At 37.2% G+C, this 17,282-nt stretch carries 17 protein-coding genes and 1 pseudogene; 9 read left to right on the forward strand and 9 right to left on the reverse strand.

Features of this window, described 5'->3' with window-relative positions:
- Window positions 1–41: 41 nt before the first annotated feature.
- Window positions 42–1,226 (reverse strand): sodium/glutamate symporter, encoded by a 1,185-nt coding sequence (gltS, locus tag ACP3VS_RS06940; protein WP_012294804.1) that lies wholly within the window; start codon window positions 1,224–1,226, stop codon window positions 42–44.
- Window positions 1,223–2,191 (reverse strand): formimidoylglutamase, encoded by a 969-nt coding sequence (hutG, locus tag ACP3VS_RS06945; protein ID WP_036161928.1) that lies wholly within the window; start codon window positions 2,189–2,191, stop codon window positions 1,223–1,225. Before hutG ends, gltS begins: the two co-directional genes overlap by 4 nt.
- A gap of 140 nt (window positions 2,192–2,331) precedes the next feature.
- On the opposite strand from hutG, the gene ACP3VS_RS06950 reads away from it, so the two are divergent.
- The 5 genes from ACP3VS_RS06950 (at window position 2,332) to ACP3VS_RS06970 (ending at window position 7,014) form a co-directional block, all read left to right on the forward strand.
- Window positions 2,332–3,225, forward strand: a complete 894-nt coding sequence (locus tag ACP3VS_RS06950) for a LysR family transcriptional regulator (RefSeq protein ID WP_012294802.1) — start codon at window positions 2,332–2,334, stop codon at window positions 3,223–3,225.
- Between the two features lie 156 nt (window positions 3,226–3,381).
- Complete coding sequence (locus ACP3VS_RS06955; RefSeq protein WP_426388488.1) at window positions 3,382–4,617, forward strand: acyl-CoA dehydrogenase family protein; 1,236 nt, start codon at window positions 3,382–3,384, stop codon at window positions 4,615–4,617.
- The gene (locus ACP3VS_RS06960) at window positions 4,614–5,390 is read left to right on the forward strand and encodes an SDR family oxidoreductase (RefSeq protein ID WP_012294800.1); all 777 of its coding nucleotides are present in this window, start codon (window positions 4,614–4,616) and stop codon (window positions 5,388–5,390) included. Before ACP3VS_RS06955 ends, ACP3VS_RS06960 begins: the two co-directional genes overlap by 4 nt.
- A 12-nt stretch (window positions 5,391–5,402) precedes the next feature.
- Window positions 5,403–6,446 (forward strand): phosphotransferase family protein, encoded by a 1,044-nt coding sequence (locus tag ACP3VS_RS06965; RefSeq protein ID WP_012294799.1) that lies wholly within the window; start codon window positions 5,403–5,405, stop codon window positions 6,444–6,446.
- Between the two features lie 355 nt (window positions 6,447–6,801).
- Complete coding sequence (locus ACP3VS_RS06970; protein ID WP_036161924.1) at window positions 6,802–7,014, forward strand: DUF3955 domain-containing protein; 213 nt, start codon at window positions 6,802–6,804, stop codon at window positions 7,012–7,014.
- Window positions 7,015–7,052: 38 nt separating this feature from the next.
- Here ACP3VS_RS06970 and ACP3VS_RS06975 read toward each other — a convergent pair whose 3' ends face one another.
- The gene (locus ACP3VS_RS06975) at window positions 7,053–7,538 is read right to left on the reverse strand and encodes a tetratricopeptide repeat protein (protein ID WP_031417886.1); all 486 of its coding nucleotides are present in this window, start codon (window positions 7,536–7,538) and stop codon (window positions 7,053–7,055) included.
- A gap of 42 nt (window positions 7,539–7,580) precedes the next feature.
- Window positions 7,581–8,015 carry an SMI1/KNR4 family protein gene (locus ACP3VS_RS06980; protein ID WP_036216653.1) on the reverse strand — a complete coding sequence of 145 codons (435 nt, stop codon included), beginning with the start codon at window positions 8,013–8,015 and terminating at the stop codon, window positions 7,581–7,583.
- A 191-nt stretch (window positions 8,016–8,206) separates the two neighbouring features.
- Between ACP3VS_RS06980 and ACP3VS_RS06985 the strand changes: the two genes are divergently transcribed.
- Window positions 8,207–9,052 (forward strand): alpha/beta fold hydrolase, encoded by an 846-nt coding sequence (locus ACP3VS_RS06985; RefSeq protein ID WP_426388489.1) that lies wholly within the window; start codon window positions 8,207–8,209, stop codon window positions 9,050–9,052.
- A 264-nt stretch (window positions 9,053–9,316) separates the two neighbouring features.
- Here ACP3VS_RS06985 and ACP3VS_RS06990 read toward each other — a convergent pair whose 3' ends face one another.
- From ACP3VS_RS06990 to ACP3VS_RS07000, 3 genes are all read right to left on the reverse strand, one after another.
- A complete protein-coding gene (locus ACP3VS_RS06990; RefSeq protein WP_036163927.1) occupies window positions 9,317–9,754 on the reverse strand; it encodes a hypothetical protein in 438 nt (145 codons plus the stop codon).
- Window positions 9,755–9,896: 142 nt separating this feature from the next.
- Complete coding sequence (locus ACP3VS_RS06995; RefSeq protein ID WP_281487093.1) at window positions 9,897–10,478, reverse strand: GNAT family N-acetyltransferase; 582 nt, start codon at window positions 10,476–10,478, stop codon at window positions 9,897–9,899.
- A 16-nt stretch (window positions 10,479–10,494) separates the two neighbouring features.
- Complete coding sequence (locus tag ACP3VS_RS07000) at window positions 10,495–11,361, reverse strand: effector binding domain-containing protein (RefSeq protein WP_200990433.1); 867 nt, start codon at window positions 11,359–11,361, stop codon at window positions 10,495–10,497.
- Window positions 11,362–11,668: 307 nt separating this feature from the next.
- On the opposite strand from ACP3VS_RS07000, the gene ACP3VS_RS07005 reads away from it, so the two are divergent.
- Both ACP3VS_RS07005 and ACP3VS_RS07010 read left to right on the forward strand, forming a co-directional pair.
- Complete coding sequence (locus tag ACP3VS_RS07005; protein ID WP_012294791.1) at window positions 11,669–12,031, forward strand: BlaI/MecI/CopY family transcriptional regulator; 363 nt, start codon at window positions 11,669–11,671, stop codon at window positions 12,029–12,031.
- Window positions 12,028–13,479, forward strand: a complete 1,452-nt coding sequence (locus ACP3VS_RS07010; protein ID WP_426388490.1) for a M56 family metallopeptidase — start codon at window positions 12,028–12,030, stop codon at window positions 13,477–13,479. The genes ACP3VS_RS07005 and ACP3VS_RS07010 overlap by 4 nt, the downstream gene beginning before the upstream one ends.
- A 292-nt stretch (window positions 13,480–13,771) precedes the next feature.
- On the opposite strand, the gene ACP3VS_RS07015 is transcribed toward ACP3VS_RS07010, so the two are convergent.
- Window positions 13,772–14,965, reverse strand: coding sequence for a Ger(x)C family spore germination protein (locus ACP3VS_RS07015; RefSeq protein ID WP_155273062.1), 1,194 nt, complete (start codon window positions 14,963–14,965; stop codon window positions 13,772–13,774).
- Window positions 14,966–15,129: 164 nt separating this feature from the next.
- Here ACP3VS_RS07015 and ACP3VS_RS07020 point away from each other — a divergent pair, with 164 nt between their 5' ends.
- Window positions 15,130–15,507, forward strand: a complete 378-nt coding sequence (locus ACP3VS_RS07020; protein WP_012294788.1) for a VOC family protein — start codon at window positions 15,130–15,132, stop codon at window positions 15,505–15,507.
- Between the two features lie 164 nt (window positions 15,508–15,671).
- Here ACP3VS_RS07020 and ACP3VS_RS07025 read toward each other — a convergent pair.
- Window positions 15,672–16,027, reverse strand: a pseudogene (locus tag ACP3VS_RS07025) (class I SAM-dependent methyltransferase); the annotation flags it as partial.
- Window positions 16,028–17,282: the final 1,255 nt, after the last annotated feature.

The following is a 17,282-nucleotide window of genomic DNA, read 5'->3' on the forward strand; positions in this document are numbered from 1 at the left end:
AAAGCCGTACTAGTCTTTTAGAGACAAAGCACGGCTTTTATTTATTTAAATAAATTAATAGTTGTAATAATAATAGGAATACCAAACACGTCGATTAAAAAGGCGCCTACAATTGGTACAACGAGAAATGCTTTTTTAGAAGGACCGAAGCGTGAGACAACGGCTGACATATTGGCCATGGCATTCGGTGTTGCGCCTAGTCCATGCCCTGCGAAACCGGCAACCATCACGGCCGCATCGTAGTTTTTGCCGAGTAATTTAAACAAGACGAAGGTACTGAATACAACAATAAAGAATACTTGCGCAAAGACGATGATAAATAATGGAAGCGCTAAATCAGCAATTTCCCATAATTTAATACTCATCAGTGCCATTGAAAGGAAAACACCTAATGTCACATCGCCAATTAATGAGATACTCTTCATATTGATTGCTTCAGGTTTAAATTTGTCCATAATATTGCGGACTAAGACAGCTACAAACATAGCCCCTACATAGCCTGGCAGAACGAAGCCTGTCGCTTCTGAGAATAATGTTCCAACATAAGTACCGACAGCCATACAGAACGTAATTAATAAAACTTGAGTAAAGAATGAATCAGATGTAATTTGTTCATGTTTATTTTCATATTCGATTTCTTCAGCTTCTTGTTCATCGGGTGTTAAATTGTATTTTCCAACTAAATATTTAACGATTGGACCACCAATTAAACCACCAGCCACTAAACCACAAGTTGCAGCTGCGGCACCAATTGTCATCGCTGAGGAAATGCCTAAATCTTCTAATGTTTGTCCAAATGCAGCTGCGGCACCATGACCGCCTTCCATAGACACGGCACCAGCCATCATACCAATCAGAGGATGAATCCCCATTAATGATGCCAGAGAAACACCAATTACATTTTGCATGAGGGCAAGGAAGCCACACGCTAGCCAGTATATAATAAGTAATTTTCCGCCAAGCTTAACAAGCTTAAAGCTTGCTCCTAAGCCGATGGTTGTGAAAAACGTGATCATAAACAAGCTTTGTAATGATGTATCCAGTGAAATTTCTAAAGTTCCAGTAGTCTTTAAAATGGTCGCTAGTGCAGCAAACAGTAAGCCACCGACCACTGGTGCTGGAATACAAAATCGTTTTAAAAAACCAATTTTATTAATGAGAAAGCCGCCTAATGCAAAGAGTGCTACGGCTAGAAACACCGTTGTAATTTGATTAATTTCGATCATAAACCTTGCCCCCCAAGTAAGTTGTTCAGTGCTTCATAGACAAAATAGGCACCTAATTTAACCGTTCGTCCGTTTTCATCTAATGATGGATTAACCTCGCAAATATCAAAAGAGTGTGTATGTGGATGCGAAGTCACTTTTTGAAGAATCGTACGCACAGTTGTCGGTTCAAGTCCAAACGGTGAAGGTGCACTTACGCCTGGTGCTGCTGCTGCGTTTAAAACATCCATACATAATGTTAAAAGCACATAATCGTGTTGATCCATATAATGCTGTAAATCATCCATTAACGGCTGAATATTGGCCGCTGATGTCATGTCATCTTCTATTACATACTTCACTTGTAGCTCATCTGCTTTTTCGAATAGCTCTTTTGTATTGCCATAGCGTTGTATGCCAACAACAAAATAATCGACATGTGGATCTTGCTCTAAAATTTGACGGAACATTGTACCAGAAGAAGGCTGCTCGTCATATGGTCGTAAATCAAAATGAGCATCGATATTGATAATGCCGATTTTTGCGTCCTTTGGTAATGCCGCACGAACACCTAAATAATGACCGTACAGTGTTTCGTGACCACCACCGAGCACAACACATTGTAATTTCTTTTGTAGGAGAGTGCTAACAACATCACCAAGCTCTCGCTGTGCCTCCTCTAGTGCGTGATTGAGACAAATGATGTTCCCTACATCAATGATTTGTTGCTCCTCCTCAAACGTCCACGGTAAACTAGATAGTCCTTCACGTAGTGCGTTTGGTCCATTTGCTGCTCCTACTCGACCTTGATTTCGACGTACACCCTCATCGCAAATAAAGCCAATTATTGCAGCACCTTTCTTATCTGAAGCGCTTACATCATTCATCGCGATTCGTTTGACTTGTTGATGTAAACGGAAACTGCTTCTATTTGTTGTAGAATCTATACGGCCTTTCCATTGTTTTTGATCTGTCATTGTGTACATAATCTTATCATCCCCATTGCAAATATTATTGTAGAAAAAATATTGTTGTAATTCATTATATATTCACATAATTATAATTACTAATATATAATTAATATCAATCTATAGCTTTAAACTATAAATGAGGGAGGATCACCGTATTGGATATTAAACAACTACAATATTTTATCGCTGTTTCAGAGCATATGAATTTCTCGAAAGCCGCAGAAAGACTGCATATTTCGCAGCCTTCCTTAAGTAATGCCATCAAAAAATTAGAACATGAGATTGGCTCCCCCTTATTAGACAGAAATACTAGAAATCTGCAGTTGACGGAAGCTGGTGAGGTGCTATTTGAACGTGCAAAAGTTATTGTGAAAAATATGGAAGTGCTAAAAAAAGAAATGGATGAAGTCGTTGTACATGGCACGAGTGAAATTACGATTGGTGTGATGGAATCAATCAAGCATTGGCTTCCTAAAGTAATTGCCAACTATAAAAAAGACTATCCGCAAATGATGATCCATTTAGTGGATATTTTAGGCAGTAAGCGTGTGAAAAAATCCTTGAAAAGCTATAAAACGCATTTAATTATTACCAATCAGCTGATGGATGATCCTGAGCTTGAAGTTAAGACCTTATATGAGGAGCGTTTAGTAGCTGTTTTACCCCTACATCATCCATTAGCGAAGAAAGAGACTTTATCGATTTCAGATATTAGTGCAGAGCCTTTTATTATAAGTACAGAAGGATTTCAAACAAGACGTGATATTTTGAATACTTTTGAACAAGCAGGGAAGAGCATTGATATTCAATTTGAAATTGAACGCTTTGAAACGGCTGTATCTCTTGTCAGAGAAAATTTAGGGATAACCATCTTACCAGAAAACTATTTACAAGGCCCGACAGCTAAAACCATTGTTAAAAAGGAAATTGAAGGAGCGAATCTATGTCGGAATGTTTATTTGGTGTACTTAAAAAATCGCCATTTACCATTTGCTATCCGTCAATTACTGAAAGATGTACTGCAATTTTTTGAAACGAAAACAATGTAAACTAATCCAATTGCTATATACATGAAATTTTCCTTTTAATTAGAAAATTCATGAAATGGAATTGATTTACTAGAAAAATAGCGGTAACATTTAATGTAAGAATAAAATGAACAATCATTCATTTTTTCGGAGTTCAAGCAAAGGGGGTTTCTTCCAATGAATTTTTCCTATAGTGAAAAAGTTGTGAAGTTACAGGACAAGCTGACGAATTTTATGGAGCAATACATCTATCCGAATGAGGCCGTTTATGCTGCACAAATCGAGGCGATGGAGGATCGTTGGGGAGCGATTCCACCCATTATGGATGAGCTAAAGCAGAAAGCGCAGGAGGCTGGTTTATGGAATTTATTTTTACCAGATAGTGAATATGGAGCGGGTTTAACCAATCTAGAATACGCTCCATTATGTGAAATTATGGGACGTTCACTATTGGCGCCAGAAGTGTTTAATTGTAATGCACCAGATACAGGTAATATGGAGGTACTAGTTCGCTATGGTTCCACACAACAAAAAAAGCAGTGGCTTGAACCGTTATTACATGGGGAAATCCGATCCTGCTTTGCGATGACTGAACCTGCAGTTGCATCGAGTGATGCCACGAATATTGAGGCAAGTATTGAACGAGATGGTGATGAATATATTTTAAATGGTCATAAATGGTGGACAACAGGTGCTGGTGACCCACGCTGTAAAGTAGCTATTTTTATGGGTAAACATAAAGATTCAACAGCCCCTATTCATGAGCAACAATCTATGATTCTAATACCAATGGATACGCCAGGAGTAAAAGTGGAGCGCATGTTAACGGCTTTTGGCTATGATCATGCACCAGAGGGACATGGAGAGGTTACCTTTACGAATGTACGCGTACCCATAGACCATATTTTATGGGGAGAGGGAAAAGGCTTTGCCATTGCTCAAGGTCGCTTAGGCCCAGGAAGAATTCATCATTGCATGCGTCTTATTGGCGCAGCGGAACGGGCATTAGAGGAAATGTGTGTTCGTGTACAGGAGCGTCATGCATTTCACAGACCTCTAGCAGATCAAGGAGTGATGCGTGAACGAATTGCTGAGTCCCGTATTGATATTGAGCAAGCAAGACTTTTGACTTTAAAGGCTGCTTATATGATGGACACGGTGGGCAATAAAGAGGCAAAAGCAGAAATTGCCATGATTAAGGTTGTTGCACCGAATATGGCATTGAGAGTTATAGACAGAGCGATTCAAGCATTTGGAGCTGCTGGTGTAGGGCCTGATACAACACTTGCTGCACAGTGGGCAAACTCTCGAACATTACGATTAGCAGATGGACCAGATGAAGTACATCGTAATACAGTTGCCAAACTAGAGTTAAAAAAGCATGCGAATAAACATAAGGAGCTGGTGAAATGACTGTATTGGAATTATTTAGCTTACAGGGGAAAACAGCCATTGTGACAGGAGGGGGACGAGGACTCGGTGCGCAAATTGCCCAAGGCTTTGCAGAGGCTGGAGCCAATGTTGTCTTATGCTCGCGAAAAGTGGAAGCCTGTGAGGAGGTTGCGACAGCTCTTGAAAAGTTAGGGGTTCAAACATTAGCGTTAGCCTGTGATGTGACAAAACCAGAGGATATTGCAAATGTTGTGGCGCAAACGATGACTACGTTCGGTAAAATTGATATTTTAGTCAATAACAGTGGTGCCTCATGGGGAACTCCTGCTATCGATATGCCTTATGAAGCCTGGCAAAAAGTATTTGATGTCAATGTGAATGGAACATTTCTAATGAGCCAAGCAGTAGGCAAAAGGATGGTAGAGCAGAAAACCGGGAAAATTATTAATATTGCTTCCATCGCAGGGCTTGGTGGTACTCTACCTGCGTTTATGGATACCGTTGCCTATAATGCAAGCAAAGGTGCTGTTATAACATTAACGAAGGATTTAGCTGTCAAATGGGGACCTTATGGTGTACATGTCAATGCCATTGCACCGGGTTTTTTTCCAACCAAAATGTCCAATGTATTAATTGAACGAGGTCAAGATTATTTGATGGGTGCTACACCTTTAAAAAGACTTGGCTCCGAAAATGATTTAAAGGGTGTGGCGTTATTTCTAGCATCAGCGGCATCAGATTATGTGACAGGGGACGTCGTTGTTGTTGATGGGGGCATGAGTGCCATTATTTAAGGGAGGGATAAGATGGATACAATGCAAGTAAGGTCAAGTGAACGACTAGATGCAGTCAAATTGCACGCTTTTTTAGAAAGCCATTTTTCTGAACTACCACAGGGTCAATTGGAAATTTCACAATTTAGTGCTGGTCATTCCAATTTAACATATTGCTTGAAAATAGCTGATTTTGAAGTGGTTCTTCGTAGACCGCCACTTGGTCCGGTTGCTAAGAAGGCCCACGATATGCAGCGGGAATTTACAATTTTATCGGCATTGCATCCATTTTTACCTGCGGTTCCAAAACCTTATGTTTATATTGAGGACCGAGACATCATTGGTAGCGATTTTTTTTTAATGGAGCGCAAAAAAGGTATCGTCCTCGACACCTATTTTCCAAAAGGAATAAAACCGACTGAGGAACTAGCCCGTCAGCTGTCTGAAAAGATGGTTGACTCATTAGTAGCACTTCATGCAATTCCATATGAAGACACGCCGCTAAAAGATATGGTGAAGCCTGACGGATTTATGGAACGACAGGTACATGGTTGGATCGAGCGCTATGAAAAAGCTAAAACAGCAGAGTATGCTGAAGTAAAAGCTTTGACAGACTGGTTAAAAAAACATATTCCTCTTAATAAGGAGGCAACCATTATTCATTATGACTATAAATTGAATAATGCTATGTTCTCTGAGGACTATTCCGACATGATTGGTTTATTTGATTGGGAAATGACCACAGTAGGGGATCCACTAGCTGATGTAGGTGTCGCGATGAGTTATTGGATGCAAGCGGATGATCCAAAAATGCTATTACATGCACTAGGCGACCCACCCGTTACGGTTTTGCCAGGATTTTATTCTCGTCAGCAATTTATGGAACGTTATGCTGAAAAAAGTGGGAGAGATATTTCAGACATTCAGTATTATTGTACATTCGCTTATTTCAAATTAGCCGTCATTTGTCAGCAAATCTATTATCGCTATGCCAAAGGGCAAACACAGGATGATCGCTTCGCTCAAATGGATAAAATGGTCGCTGCCTTAATACAACAAGCTTCGGCTTCTATTTAATCGTTGGAAAAACAGTTACTTTTTTTATAGGAGTAGCTGTTTTTTTAAAAACCTTGTAACAGATTATCCGACATTAGAATATTGTTAGTAAGTATCGCTCGCACAAAAATTACTCAACTAACAAAACGTACACACGTAAAAATAATTTAAGAGAGGTGGAATGTATGTTCTTATTTTATCATATATTCTATCTTTTTGCGAAAGAATGAGTAGGGAATAAAAACAATAACAATTTATTGTTTTTCGATAAAAAAATATTGACTTAAGATGTGATGATAAGTATTATAACTATAGCAAATCAAAAAATATGTTTGATAACAATCACATACAATAATTAAATTATTTGGAGGAAGACATGATGAAGAAATATTTTTTAGCTACCATTCCTGTGATGGTAGGTGTTTTATGCTTATTGATAAAAGGAATTATTGGCGATGAGGTACTGGCAAACGGAGTAATTGTGGAGAAGAACTTCTTTTTAATCCCGTTGAGCTATTTATTTTTCTTTAGTGGCATACTAACACTGATCTTTTTTTCAACATTAAAAACACAAAATGTCGCAAAATAACGCTAAAAACAGGCTTTTCATAGAAGCCTGTTTTTTTGTTAAGACCATGTTTGATCGAGCTTGTTGCTGTAATAATGAATAGCTTTTTTGTAATCTATAATACCTTGATGGTTGGTTGTGATGACTAAAGTATTTAATAATGTTTCCATAGATTTTGCATGTTCACCAAGATTATAAAGTGTCATAGCATAAAAAACCTTGACATGCTCTGCTTCAGGAAATTCGTGGATCGCTTGTTCCAATGTCCGTTTTGCTTGTTCGTACAGCCCCAATGTCCGATACGTGCTACCTAAACCTAGATAGGCATCCAATAGAATATCCGGTTCTAATCCTAATTGAATGGCTTTTTCATAGTGGGGAACAGCTTCTTTTTCTTGTCCTAAAGAATCGTAGGTCCAGGCACATTGAAATTGGTAATAAGCACTTTCAGGTTTTTCATTGACCAACTTCACCATTAATTGGTTGGCTTCCTCCAGCTGGCCATTCTCTCTCAATGTTAGTACTTGCTCTAATTGTTTATCCATTATTAATCCCCTTGTTTGTAATGTATTGCATTAAATAGGTTATCATTCAAAAAAATTTTCTTCGATCAGCTGCTCGAAAGAATCAGCTAATAATAGGATTGTACCATGATCACAAAAGAAAAACTTTCCAGATGAGTCCATAAAAATGGGATTCCCTCCACCATCCATTGAAATGACATAGCTAGTGTCCAGGCTATTTGGAGAAAGGACATCACTGAATTGTTGACGAAATGCCAGCGCTAAATCGATGACTGTTTCATTTCCTATACTGGAACCATTAGAAAAAGCATGAATTGCTAATCCTGCATAGGCTCCCCCAAACATTTTAATGAACTGCACGTAATCCTTATGGAATTGTACACTGAGCATCTGTTGAGCACAGATAGTTTCCTCTTCACTAGCTGGTTCGCCTAATAATGTGTGGTGTTCCATATTGAGTAGAAATACCTTCAAACGTTCTAATAGACTTTCTTTCATTTCCTCCCACCCTTTAGTAGATGCTTCCTTCATTATATAATCAATAATTTGCTAGAAACCAGTAGTAATGGTATTGTTTGTGTGAAAGAAAAATACATGAGGTGAATAGAATGCTGGAGCGTTCGATGGAAAAGACACGGGAATGCAAAGAGGAAAGGGAGTGATAGATTAATAAGAAAAGAGGAAAAAAAATGAAAAGTGAACAAAAGATTATTTGTGATGGATTTGAATTACATTATTATATAAAAGGGCAGGGTGAGCCTATTTTAGTCGTAGGGAGCAGTGTATATTATCCACGACTGTTCTCAGAAACCCTTTCCCAGCATTTTCAGCTTATTTTTTTAGATCATCGTGGATTTGTGAAGCCTCCTCGTCGTTTAAAACAAGAAGATTATACCTTGGAGAAAATAGTCGACGATATTGAACAAGCCCGACAATTGTTAAAGTTAGAGCATTTCATTATTTTAGGGCACTCAGGTCATGCATTTATGGCGATGGCGTATGCCAACACATACCCTCAACATGTTCGGAAGGTGATTCTATTAAATACAGCTACAACGAATAGCCAAGAAAGACAACAGCAAAGTCTGTCCTATTTTGAAGCCACTGCCAGTATTGCGCGAAAAAAACAATTTGAACGGGAGATTGCTTTCTTAGCGCAAGATCTAAAGAAGGAACCAGAACGACGTTTTGTTCATATGTGTATTCGTATGGGTGCACATAGTTTCTATGATTATTCGTACAATGCTACTGCCATGTGGGAAGGCGTTTATACCAATATGGAAGTGATCGATTATCTTTGGGGAAAAGCCTTTGCTGAGCAGGATCTTTTACACCTAACTCGATCATTTAACAAACCCGTTTTTGTCGGACTAGGGATGTATGATTTTTTAGTTGCCCCTGTTTCACTATGGGACGCGATAGATGATACTTCTCAAGTAAAGAAAGTTATATTTGAAAAAAGTGGTCATAACCCTATGTTTGAAGAGCCCGAGTTTTTTGATAAACAGCTCATTAATTGGATAAACGAAGGGTAATTTTTTAAAACTTAGAGCAGTGGGTAACATTTATATGTTATCGTACTGCTCTTTCTTATGTAGAAAGAGGGAGCCATTAACGATGAAAATCTTTCAAAAATCTTGTTTGAGTTTTCGTCGCCTATTCCCTCTGGTTAGGTAGGTGATTTTGACTATTCGTTGTAGACGTACTCTCGTCCGGGATGACTATCGAATACAAGTAGGGAAAACTCATGACGAATCATCAGACAAAAAGGCTGCTTCCAAAAGGGAAGAGCCCATGCATTAGCTACCTGTATTAGTTTTGCTTAGGGCATTCACTTGCTGGCAGTCAATAATTACCGGTTTAGCGGTGTCATCGATTTGAAGGAAATACGCACAGCAGCTATGTGGATCGAGATAGAGAAAGTAAATACCACAAAAACAATGGCCATCAGAAAGATAGATATCTACTAATGTCCCTGGGTCCAAACGTTCTAATTGACTACAAACACAGCCTTCACAATGTTTTTTATCCTTGCTTCTTATGTGGTTTTCCAACTGTTTTTTTCTGTCTTGAGAACTATTATAATACTTGATGCGATAAGAATCATCTTCAGCCATTTCATCTATGCCGTAATAGTGACCTGTGCAATAGTTCTTCGATTCACAATAGCATTTAGAAAATTTATGATAATTATCTAAATCTCTATCCAATCTTGTTAAATATCGATTTTCATCCATTCTTGAAACGCTCCTTTATGGTTTGAATGTTAATTCCTGCGCCAATCTTCTATTTCTAATCTATGTAAAAGAGCTATCTTGAGCTGGTAATATGTCCATCTAACTGTCATTTAAAAGAAAAAACTAGACTCCTAAATAGAGTCTAGTTTTTTAAATGACTTACATAATCTTCTTTCAGTAGTCCATATATTTCTAGATCAACAACGCCTTTGCCAGACCATAATGTTGCTTGTCGTAATAAACCTTCATTGATAAAGCCATTCTTTAGTAGTACTTTTTTCGAAGGTTCATTTAATGGCATGACTTCAGCTTGAATTCGATTCACCTGAACCTCCTCTATAAGATAATTCACGACCATTTCAACTGCCTTCGTAGCAATGCCTTTTCCCCAAAAATCTTCTGCTAAGTAATATCCAATTGTCACCATATTTACTTTCTGATTAAAGTCCATAGCTTCAATAATACCCACTAATTTATTACTATGGGACGCTTCAAAAATACCCCATTTTATTCTACTTTTCTTCTTAAAGTCTCTTTCGAAATGCCCAATCATTTTTTGAACGGTTTGAAGGTTGTGTTTTGGAATAATACCACAAAACTCGAAAACCTTATTATTATCATAGATGGCAAACAAATCTTCCACATGAGACGCTTCTATTTTCTTTAATGTTAGACTAGTCGTATGTAGCAAAGGGAATTGAGTAAAAACCTTTTCAATCATCATTTTTTTGGCTCCTTTCTTAGCCTTTAATTGGAATGTAAATTTTCATTTTCAGATTATATGGATAGATAGATTGCATGACATCTGTTATTTCAAAATCAGGACCCATATCTCTATCATAATTGGAATTCGGCAACCATACCCCGTAAATGTAACGTCTTGTATTCTGAATACCTTCTGCACTACTATTCAAGATAAATTCTGCATATTGACCAGCGGGTAATTCTAAATGCGTAAATCCTTGCTGAATACGCTCCTCAAATGCTTGGACTTCCTCACCAACAATAAAGGAAAACTGACCATCCTCGTGAAAGCTTGTAGAGATTCCATATGCCACATTAGGGGCCACTTTTTGTGCAATACAGTCATAATATTGTTGACGACCAAAATCATGATAAAAGCCTGGGATTTCTTCATAATACCTCTCATCTTGTAAGGATGTTGGATAGACATAGCCGGTGATTAACTTTTTTCCTAAATGTACGATTGTAGGTTTTTGCATTGGAAGTTCACCATCTATTTTATAATCTAAAAAGTTTATTTTATTTTGCAATGGAATAGAATAGGTGTGCTTTCTGTACTTAGTCGGTGTTATCCCAAAGTACTGAACAAATGCTCGTGTAAATGCTTCTTGAGAACCGTATTCAAAGCTAATCGCTATTTCGAGTATAGATTGGGAGGTTGTTATTAATAGAACGGCCGCTTCTGAAAGCCTTCTATTGCGAATATATTGCTGTACAGAAAATCCAGTTATCGCCTGAAACAGTCGCTGAAAATGGAAGGCTGAAAAATACGATTGCGAAGAAATATTTGTGATCGACATTTTTTCTTGTAGGTTATCCTCTATATATTCTATAGCGTTTTGAATTCTTTCAAAATAATCCATACGGTCATCCTTTCTCATTCTCATCGTACTATTTAAAGGGAAATATTTCTTGATAATTTGTGCTAATTTTTACATTATAGTGGACCTATGTTTCTTTAGGAGTTATTTTGCACATCTTTAATGGGTGTGCCACTGTCAATTAAAGCCTTCATCATTACAATGAGTTTCGTTACATGGTATAAAAATTCCGTATTATAAAAAGGAGTAAAGTTAAACGCTTCAGTTTATAGACAATATGAGTTTATTACGATAAACTAATCAACGAGAGGTTTATCTCAATAAACTTAACAGGAGGGTGGTGGTCAGAATGGAGCCGTATAAATTGTTCGATGCCGAATATAAATTTACATGCCTGATTTGGGATAACGAACCTATTAATTCTACTGATCTTGTAAAGCTAAGCCAAGCAGTACTTGGCTGGAAGAAATCAACGACTTATACTGTTTTAAGAAAGTTATGTAAACGGGGAGTCCTTAAAAATGAGGAAGCAACGGTCACATCCATTGTTAAAAAAGAGGACGCACAGAAATACGAAAGTCAGATGGTTGTTGAAAAGTCCTTCAATGGATCCTTACCGCAGTTTCTAACTGCTTTTCTAGGTGGAAAGGGCATTTCTAATGAGGAAGCCGAAGAGTTGAAACGGATTATTGAGGAGGCAGCTAAATCATGAACCTGTTTCTAGTAATCCTTAATATGAGCATTACCGCAAGCTTTGTTGCACTTGCGGTTATCTTGGTGAGATTTCTTTTGACAAGAGCTCCTAAAATATTTTCTTATATTCTATGGGTAGCCGTAGCCATCCGACTGATCACCCCTGTTAGTTTTACCTCAAGTTTAAGTGTATTAGGTCTTGTAGATTTCCAAAAGAAAACTGGCACAGGTTTCATGGAATTTGTACCCCAAGAAATCGGGATGCAAAAAAATCCAGTTGTGGATATTGGAATTAAGGAGATAAGCTATTTTATAAACTCATCCTATCCAGTGGCTACCCCGATGGCAAGCGCAAACCCCATGCAAATCATCGTGTGGATTGGAAGTTTAATTTGGATTACAGGTATAGTCATTCTTTTGCTTTTTAGCATTCTGTCGTATTTGAAAATATTAGTTAAGGTCCGAACGGCAACACTTGTCAAGGATAATATATATGAGACAGATCAGATTGACACACCCTTTGTTTGCGGTTTCCTGAAACCGAAAATATATATCCCAATCGGCATGAGTGATCATGAGCTGTCTTACATTTTACTACACGAGAAGATTCATATTATGAGACGTGATTATCTGATAAAACCTTTTGCATTTATGCTCCTCATCATTCATTGGTTTAATCCGCTAATATGGTTATCTTATGCTCTTATGAGTAAAGATATGGAGATGTCCTGCGATGAAAGTGTTGTTAACAAAATGGGGCATCAGATTAAAGGAAGCTATTCAACCTCATTGCTTACACTTTCTGTTAGTAAAAAGGGGGGACTAACCGGTAGTCCAATTGCTTTTGGAGAGAGCAATGTGAAGGCAAGAATTCAAAACATTCTTACTTACCGCCAACCTTCTAAAAGGATGATTGCAGCTTATATACTCGTTATTGCAACTTTAGTTGTAGGATGTACAGCCAATCCCAAGCCTTTGCAGCAGGGACCCTTGCAGTCATTATATTCTGGATATAATTTAGAAAAGCTAATGGAGAACAAAACTCTTTATGTAGGTAACGCTAGTAAGGTAGGCGGTCTTCTCAGTGGAATGCCCGAACCGACAGGTCTTGAATGGAACGGGATGGCACTTCAAACAACAGCTCAGCCTTATGAGGTAACTGTCAATTATATAATGAATGATTCTGTTCCCGGGATAGATAAGGGGGAAATAAATAATGAAATTTATTATCGTAATTCCATTCTCCTCTTAAGTATAATTGATAACGTCGATATTATAACCTATTCGATTGTTGACAGCCCACACCAAAACGATGGAATGGTTAATACCTTTACGTTTACAAGAGAACAGGCGGACAAACTATTGGGAGAGGATGTCAGGCATTATGCCACTGATGAAACAGGTCTCCGACAATTGATTGATCGTTTAGAAAGCCTTTCATTTAGCGAAACCAATAACACCCCTTAAATGTTTTTCATCCTAACTTGGCCTTGCGGGGATACTTTAATGGATCACACATAGCGAAAATGTTTTTCCTTTAATAGACGCTATTTTGAAGTAACTACAAAAGTTCAATTTCTCAATTTATATAATGAGAAATTGGACTTTTTATATTTTATTTATAGTGCAAAATAACGCCCAAAGTGATTACACATTTCATCAGCAGCCTGATGAAAATTCTTCATTCATTACATTTGAAGCTATACGCTAATTAGTAATGACCAGCACTCTCAAGGAGAGGCTGGTCATTTTTTATTCTCTAGCCTACTTTTAGCTTTCTAGCTGTACCAATGCCTTTTGTTTTCACCTTTACCTCAATATGCACGGGGAGATTGGGGTAAAGCGTGGCCCAATCTTTTTTAATACGTTTCCATGCCTGATGGTCTTCGCGATGTAGTACCTCACTAAACTTTAAAATATCAACCTGATAGGTTTTTTGAATAGTGTGAAATGTTTGTTCTAAATTCGCTTGAACTAACTTGCTTGTTTCTTTATTAAGAGTATCAATAGTTTCTGGCTTTGTTAGATCCAATGGACAACTTATTTCCGCTATATTTTGTTCAAGTTCAACCTGTACATGGATGGAGGGTTTATCATTTTTAAAGCTGCCAGTAACTTTTGTAGAAGAATTTAAAACTTCCGCTGATATTTTCCCCTTTTCCGAACAAGGGACTTTTTGAACGGTACCTTTTATATGGTTGTGTAAGAAATTATAGCCTCTGCTTTCTTCCTCTGATAAGAAGCCTATAAGCTTATAGTTTTTAAAAACAGCAAGTCCACCGTATTGTAAATTAGCAGGACTATCCATTTTTTCGATGTTGGAGCTACTCTTTCCTGCATCTGCATCTCCATGTATTTGAATGGAGGGCAGAACAGCACTATGATCAATACTCCCTAAAGAATTGATTAAATCGTCTAAAATCACTGATTCAGTTGTTCCCAATGCATCTTCAGAGTCCTTTAAGGATTTTAACAATTTACTGGCAGGAATATCTTCTAACGGTGTTAATATACTTAAAATATCTTGCGCTGTTGATTCATGGGCAACAATAATATTAAAATCACTTCTTCCCTCAGGGTCCCTTTGAAATAAATCTAAAATACTATTCATACCATATTCAGCCATTTCTTCACCAATAATAATAACTTGAGTATGTGCATAATAGGGTTTCCTTGGCGTCTGCGTTGTTAATTTCCGAATAGCTTCGAATAAGGTTTTCCCTTTTGCGTGATAGGTAACAACAGGGACTTGAAAGCTTGTTGAATTCTTCGTCGCTATTTGACTTGGGTTAACGATTTGAATGGATAGCTCTATAAATTCGTCTGTTTTATCGACCCCAACAGCAGTGACAATAGCTAATTCATTTAACTCTCGCTTATTCCAACATCCAGTTAACAACAAAACGGTTAGAAGTAGGAGAAAGAATGACACCGTGTGTTTAATGATTGGCACCTCCTCTAGGAAAAGGGCTAAGACATTTCCGATACTAATTAGGATAAGCAAATAATAGGGAAAATAAACAAGAAGAGGAGTACGGGGGAAATTTTTTTAGAGGACAAAAGCGTCTATTAATAGAAAAAAGTATATACATCATTTTAAATAGGAGGAAAAAAGGGATGCGATCATTATTAAATGGAGTAGAGGCCATTTTTATCCCGATAAAGGACCCTCAATTATCAGTTAAATGGTATGAGGAAAAGCTTGGGTTTAAGCTTTTAAATATTGAAGAAGACGCAGCGGTCATGAAAATAGGGGAACAATCTGTTACGGTCGTATGCTTAGTCAAAACGGAGAATCATCAACCATTACATTTTCCAGATAATCATTTTGGGGTAGGGAAATACTTCAATTTCCTATCTTCAACTATTGAAGATACCTACCAATCACTAGTAGAGCAACAAGTGAAAGTAAATCCTATCGGAGGAGAAGGACAAATAAAATTTTTCACCTTCTATGATCTAGATGGAAATCCTTTAGGGGTTTGCCAATCATAAGCGGGTCACTGTTTATAACAGTGACCCTAGTAACAAATCTAGGAGGTGTAAGGCTAATTAGCTTTACACTACTATCATATACATAAATATTATATCGAAATAGTTAATTGCCTGGGAAATAGATAGAAAATTAAGAATTGTTTTAAAAATGATTTGATTATACTTTACTTTTTAACAATGTGAAGATAATGGATTGTTTCAAAAGCGGATAGATAATCAGTTTGATGTTGAAAATAAAGCTGTTGAATTGCAGATAGAGATAGATGAGTAGCCCTGATTGATCTAGCGTCTTCTTCATTTCCTCATAGCATGAGTTCATTGGTTCACCACCAGCTGCCGCCATCTTCACCATATTCTCTACTCTGTTAGAGATACCTTTTTTCATAAATAACGATTCATCACCATAGTCCAAGACAAGTGAACTGCCTACTAGAACTAGGGCAAAAAGATGGTCTATTAAGCTAGCCAGTTGTTCTTTCGTTAAGTAATAGGAGACACCTAAGTGACTAAAAAATGTTTTTTATACTGAAAGCCTTGTTTCAAAAGAGTCACTTTTCTCGTAATTGTGAGTCTTAATTGGCACCCACTTCATTCTGCAAAGTCGTCGGATGAAGTTGATTCATGTAAAAGAAAAGATTCTCAGCAAGGAGCAATCCCGAGGAAGTGGAAATGCACCGTAGACTTCTGGTGAATGATATATGTGCTACAACTGCATATGGGAAATTTCATACCTCTTTTTACAGCAACCATCTCCATTCAAAGACACTGAAAAAGGCAGCTATACAATGTCAAAAGGGAGGTATAACTTTCCGTTATTACTAGGTGGGGCAGCGGGATTTTGCTATTCAAGTAAAAGCTTAAAATATTTTTAAATTTTATGTAACTTATCGCAACGTCAACCGTCTACCTTACTAGTAGAATACAAAAACTAAAGCAAGCTAGTAACATTCACTTTTCACAAAAAGGCCAGGATTCACTTATTCCGTGATTTCCTGGTCTTTTTGTGCAGACAATCCTATTTTATACGAAAAAATAGGACAAATAGTGAAACTTTTTAGCTGTTTTTTCGTATTCATAATTGAATCTAAAGCTAAGCAATATTATTAGTAAGATTCACTTTCACTTAAAAGGCTAGAACTTACATAATTATGTAGGCATCTAGTCTTTTTTGTTGCCTTTCTACTTTTATGAAAATCATGAACTTTAGAAAATTACATAGCAATGAGTAAATCCTATGCTCGAAAAAACAAGAATTCCCCCAAAAATTAGATTGGAAAATATTTTAACTTGTTCAACGCCTTAACTTAGCGTAGTATTAATACGAATCAAAACTAAGTAAATTAGTAAGATTCACTTTCACAATAAAACCAGGCGCTCTTCTATGAGGAGCATCTGGTTTTTTGTTTTTATCTGAGATTTCAAGAACATTAATTTATGAGGCAAGCTAGCCTTATCTTACAAACGTAGCCATACTTCCAACAAGTTATTTTTTGTTAATCGAATGTCATTAGTTGTGAAAAAGAGGCGAGAGCTGAAATTCCCATGGCCCGTTTTGCCATAAAGGGATAGATTTTTTGAGCGAACCGAATTTTACAAATGATTGTTTAAATGGGTATTGTTGGATTTTTTAAAATTATAAATCAATTTTTAAATGGTAATAGTTGTCACTATAGAGGTTAGACAAAGGATGCATCAATCGAAAAAATTAATCGGTCTTTTAGTCATTGTATATGTTTGTACATTGTTAGTTTTACCCTCTACAGATGGATTCGTTT

This window comes from Lysinibacillus sp. VIII_CA (genome assembly GCF_049943995.1).
In the GTDB taxonomy this organism is placed as follows: Bacteria; Bacillota; Bacilli; order Bacillales_A; family Planococcaceae; genus Lysinibacillus; species Lysinibacillus pinottii.

What these genes read in the sequence shown, in the direction of transcription:
- ACP3VS_RS06960 (WP_012294800.1), top strand. Translation starts at nt 4,614, where the DNA reads ATGACTGTATTGGAATTATTTAGCTTACAGGGGAAAACAGCCATTGTG.
- ACP3VS_RS06980 (WP_036216653.1), bottom strand. Translation starts at nt 8,015, where the DNA reads ATGAAAGAAAGTCTATTAGAACGTTTGAAGGTATTTCTACTCAATATG.
- ACP3VS_RS07010 (WP_426388490.1), top strand. Translation starts at nt 12,028, where the DNA reads ATGAACCTGTTTCTAGTAATCCTTAATATGAGCATTACCGCAAGCTTT.
- ACP3VS_RS06985 (WP_426388489.1), top strand. Translation starts at nt 8,207, where the DNA reads ATGAAAAGTGAACAAAAGATTATTTGTGATGGATTTGAATTACATTAT.
- ACP3VS_RS07000 (WP_200990433.1), bottom strand. Translation starts at nt 11,361, where the DNA reads ATGGATTATTTTGAAAGAATTCAAAACGCTATAGAATATATAGAGGAT.
- ACP3VS_RS06995 (WP_281487093.1), bottom strand. Translation starts at nt 10,478, where the DNA reads ATGATGATTGAAAAGGTTTTTACTCAATTCCCTTTGCTACATACGACT.
- gltS (WP_012294804.1), bottom strand. Translation starts at nt 1,226, where the DNA reads ATGATCGAAATTAATCAAATTACAACGGTGTTTCTAGCCGTAGCACTC.
- ACP3VS_RS06955 (WP_426388488.1), top strand. Translation starts at nt 3,382, where the DNA reads ATGAATTTTTCCTATAGTGAAAAAGTTGTGAAGTTACAGGACAAGCTG.
- hutG (WP_036161928.1), bottom strand. Translation starts at nt 2,191, where the DNA reads ATGTACACAATGACAGATCAAAAACAATGGAAAGGCCGTATAGATTCT.
- ACP3VS_RS06975 (WP_031417886.1), bottom strand. Translation starts at nt 7,538, where the DNA reads ATGGATAAACAATTAGAGCAAGTACTAACATTGAGAGAGAATGGCCAG.
- ACP3VS_RS07005 (WP_012294791.1), top strand. Translation starts at nt 11,669, where the DNA reads ATGGAGCCGTATAAATTGTTCGATGCCGAATATAAATTTACATGCCTG.
- ACP3VS_RS06970 (WP_036161924.1), top strand. Translation starts at nt 6,802, where the DNA reads ATGATGAAGAAATATTTTTTAGCTACCATTCCTGTGATGGTAGGTGTT.
- ACP3VS_RS06965 (WP_012294799.1), top strand. Translation starts at nt 5,403, where the DNA reads ATGGATACAATGCAAGTAAGGTCAAGTGAACGACTAGATGCAGTCAAA.
- ACP3VS_RS07020 (WP_012294788.1), top strand. Translation starts at nt 15,130, where the DNA reads ATGCGATCATTATTAAATGGAGTAGAGGCCATTTTTATCCCGATAAAG.
- ACP3VS_RS06990 (WP_036163927.1), bottom strand. Translation starts at nt 9,754, where the DNA reads ATGGATGAAAATCGATATTTAACAAGATTGGATAGAGATTTAGATAAT.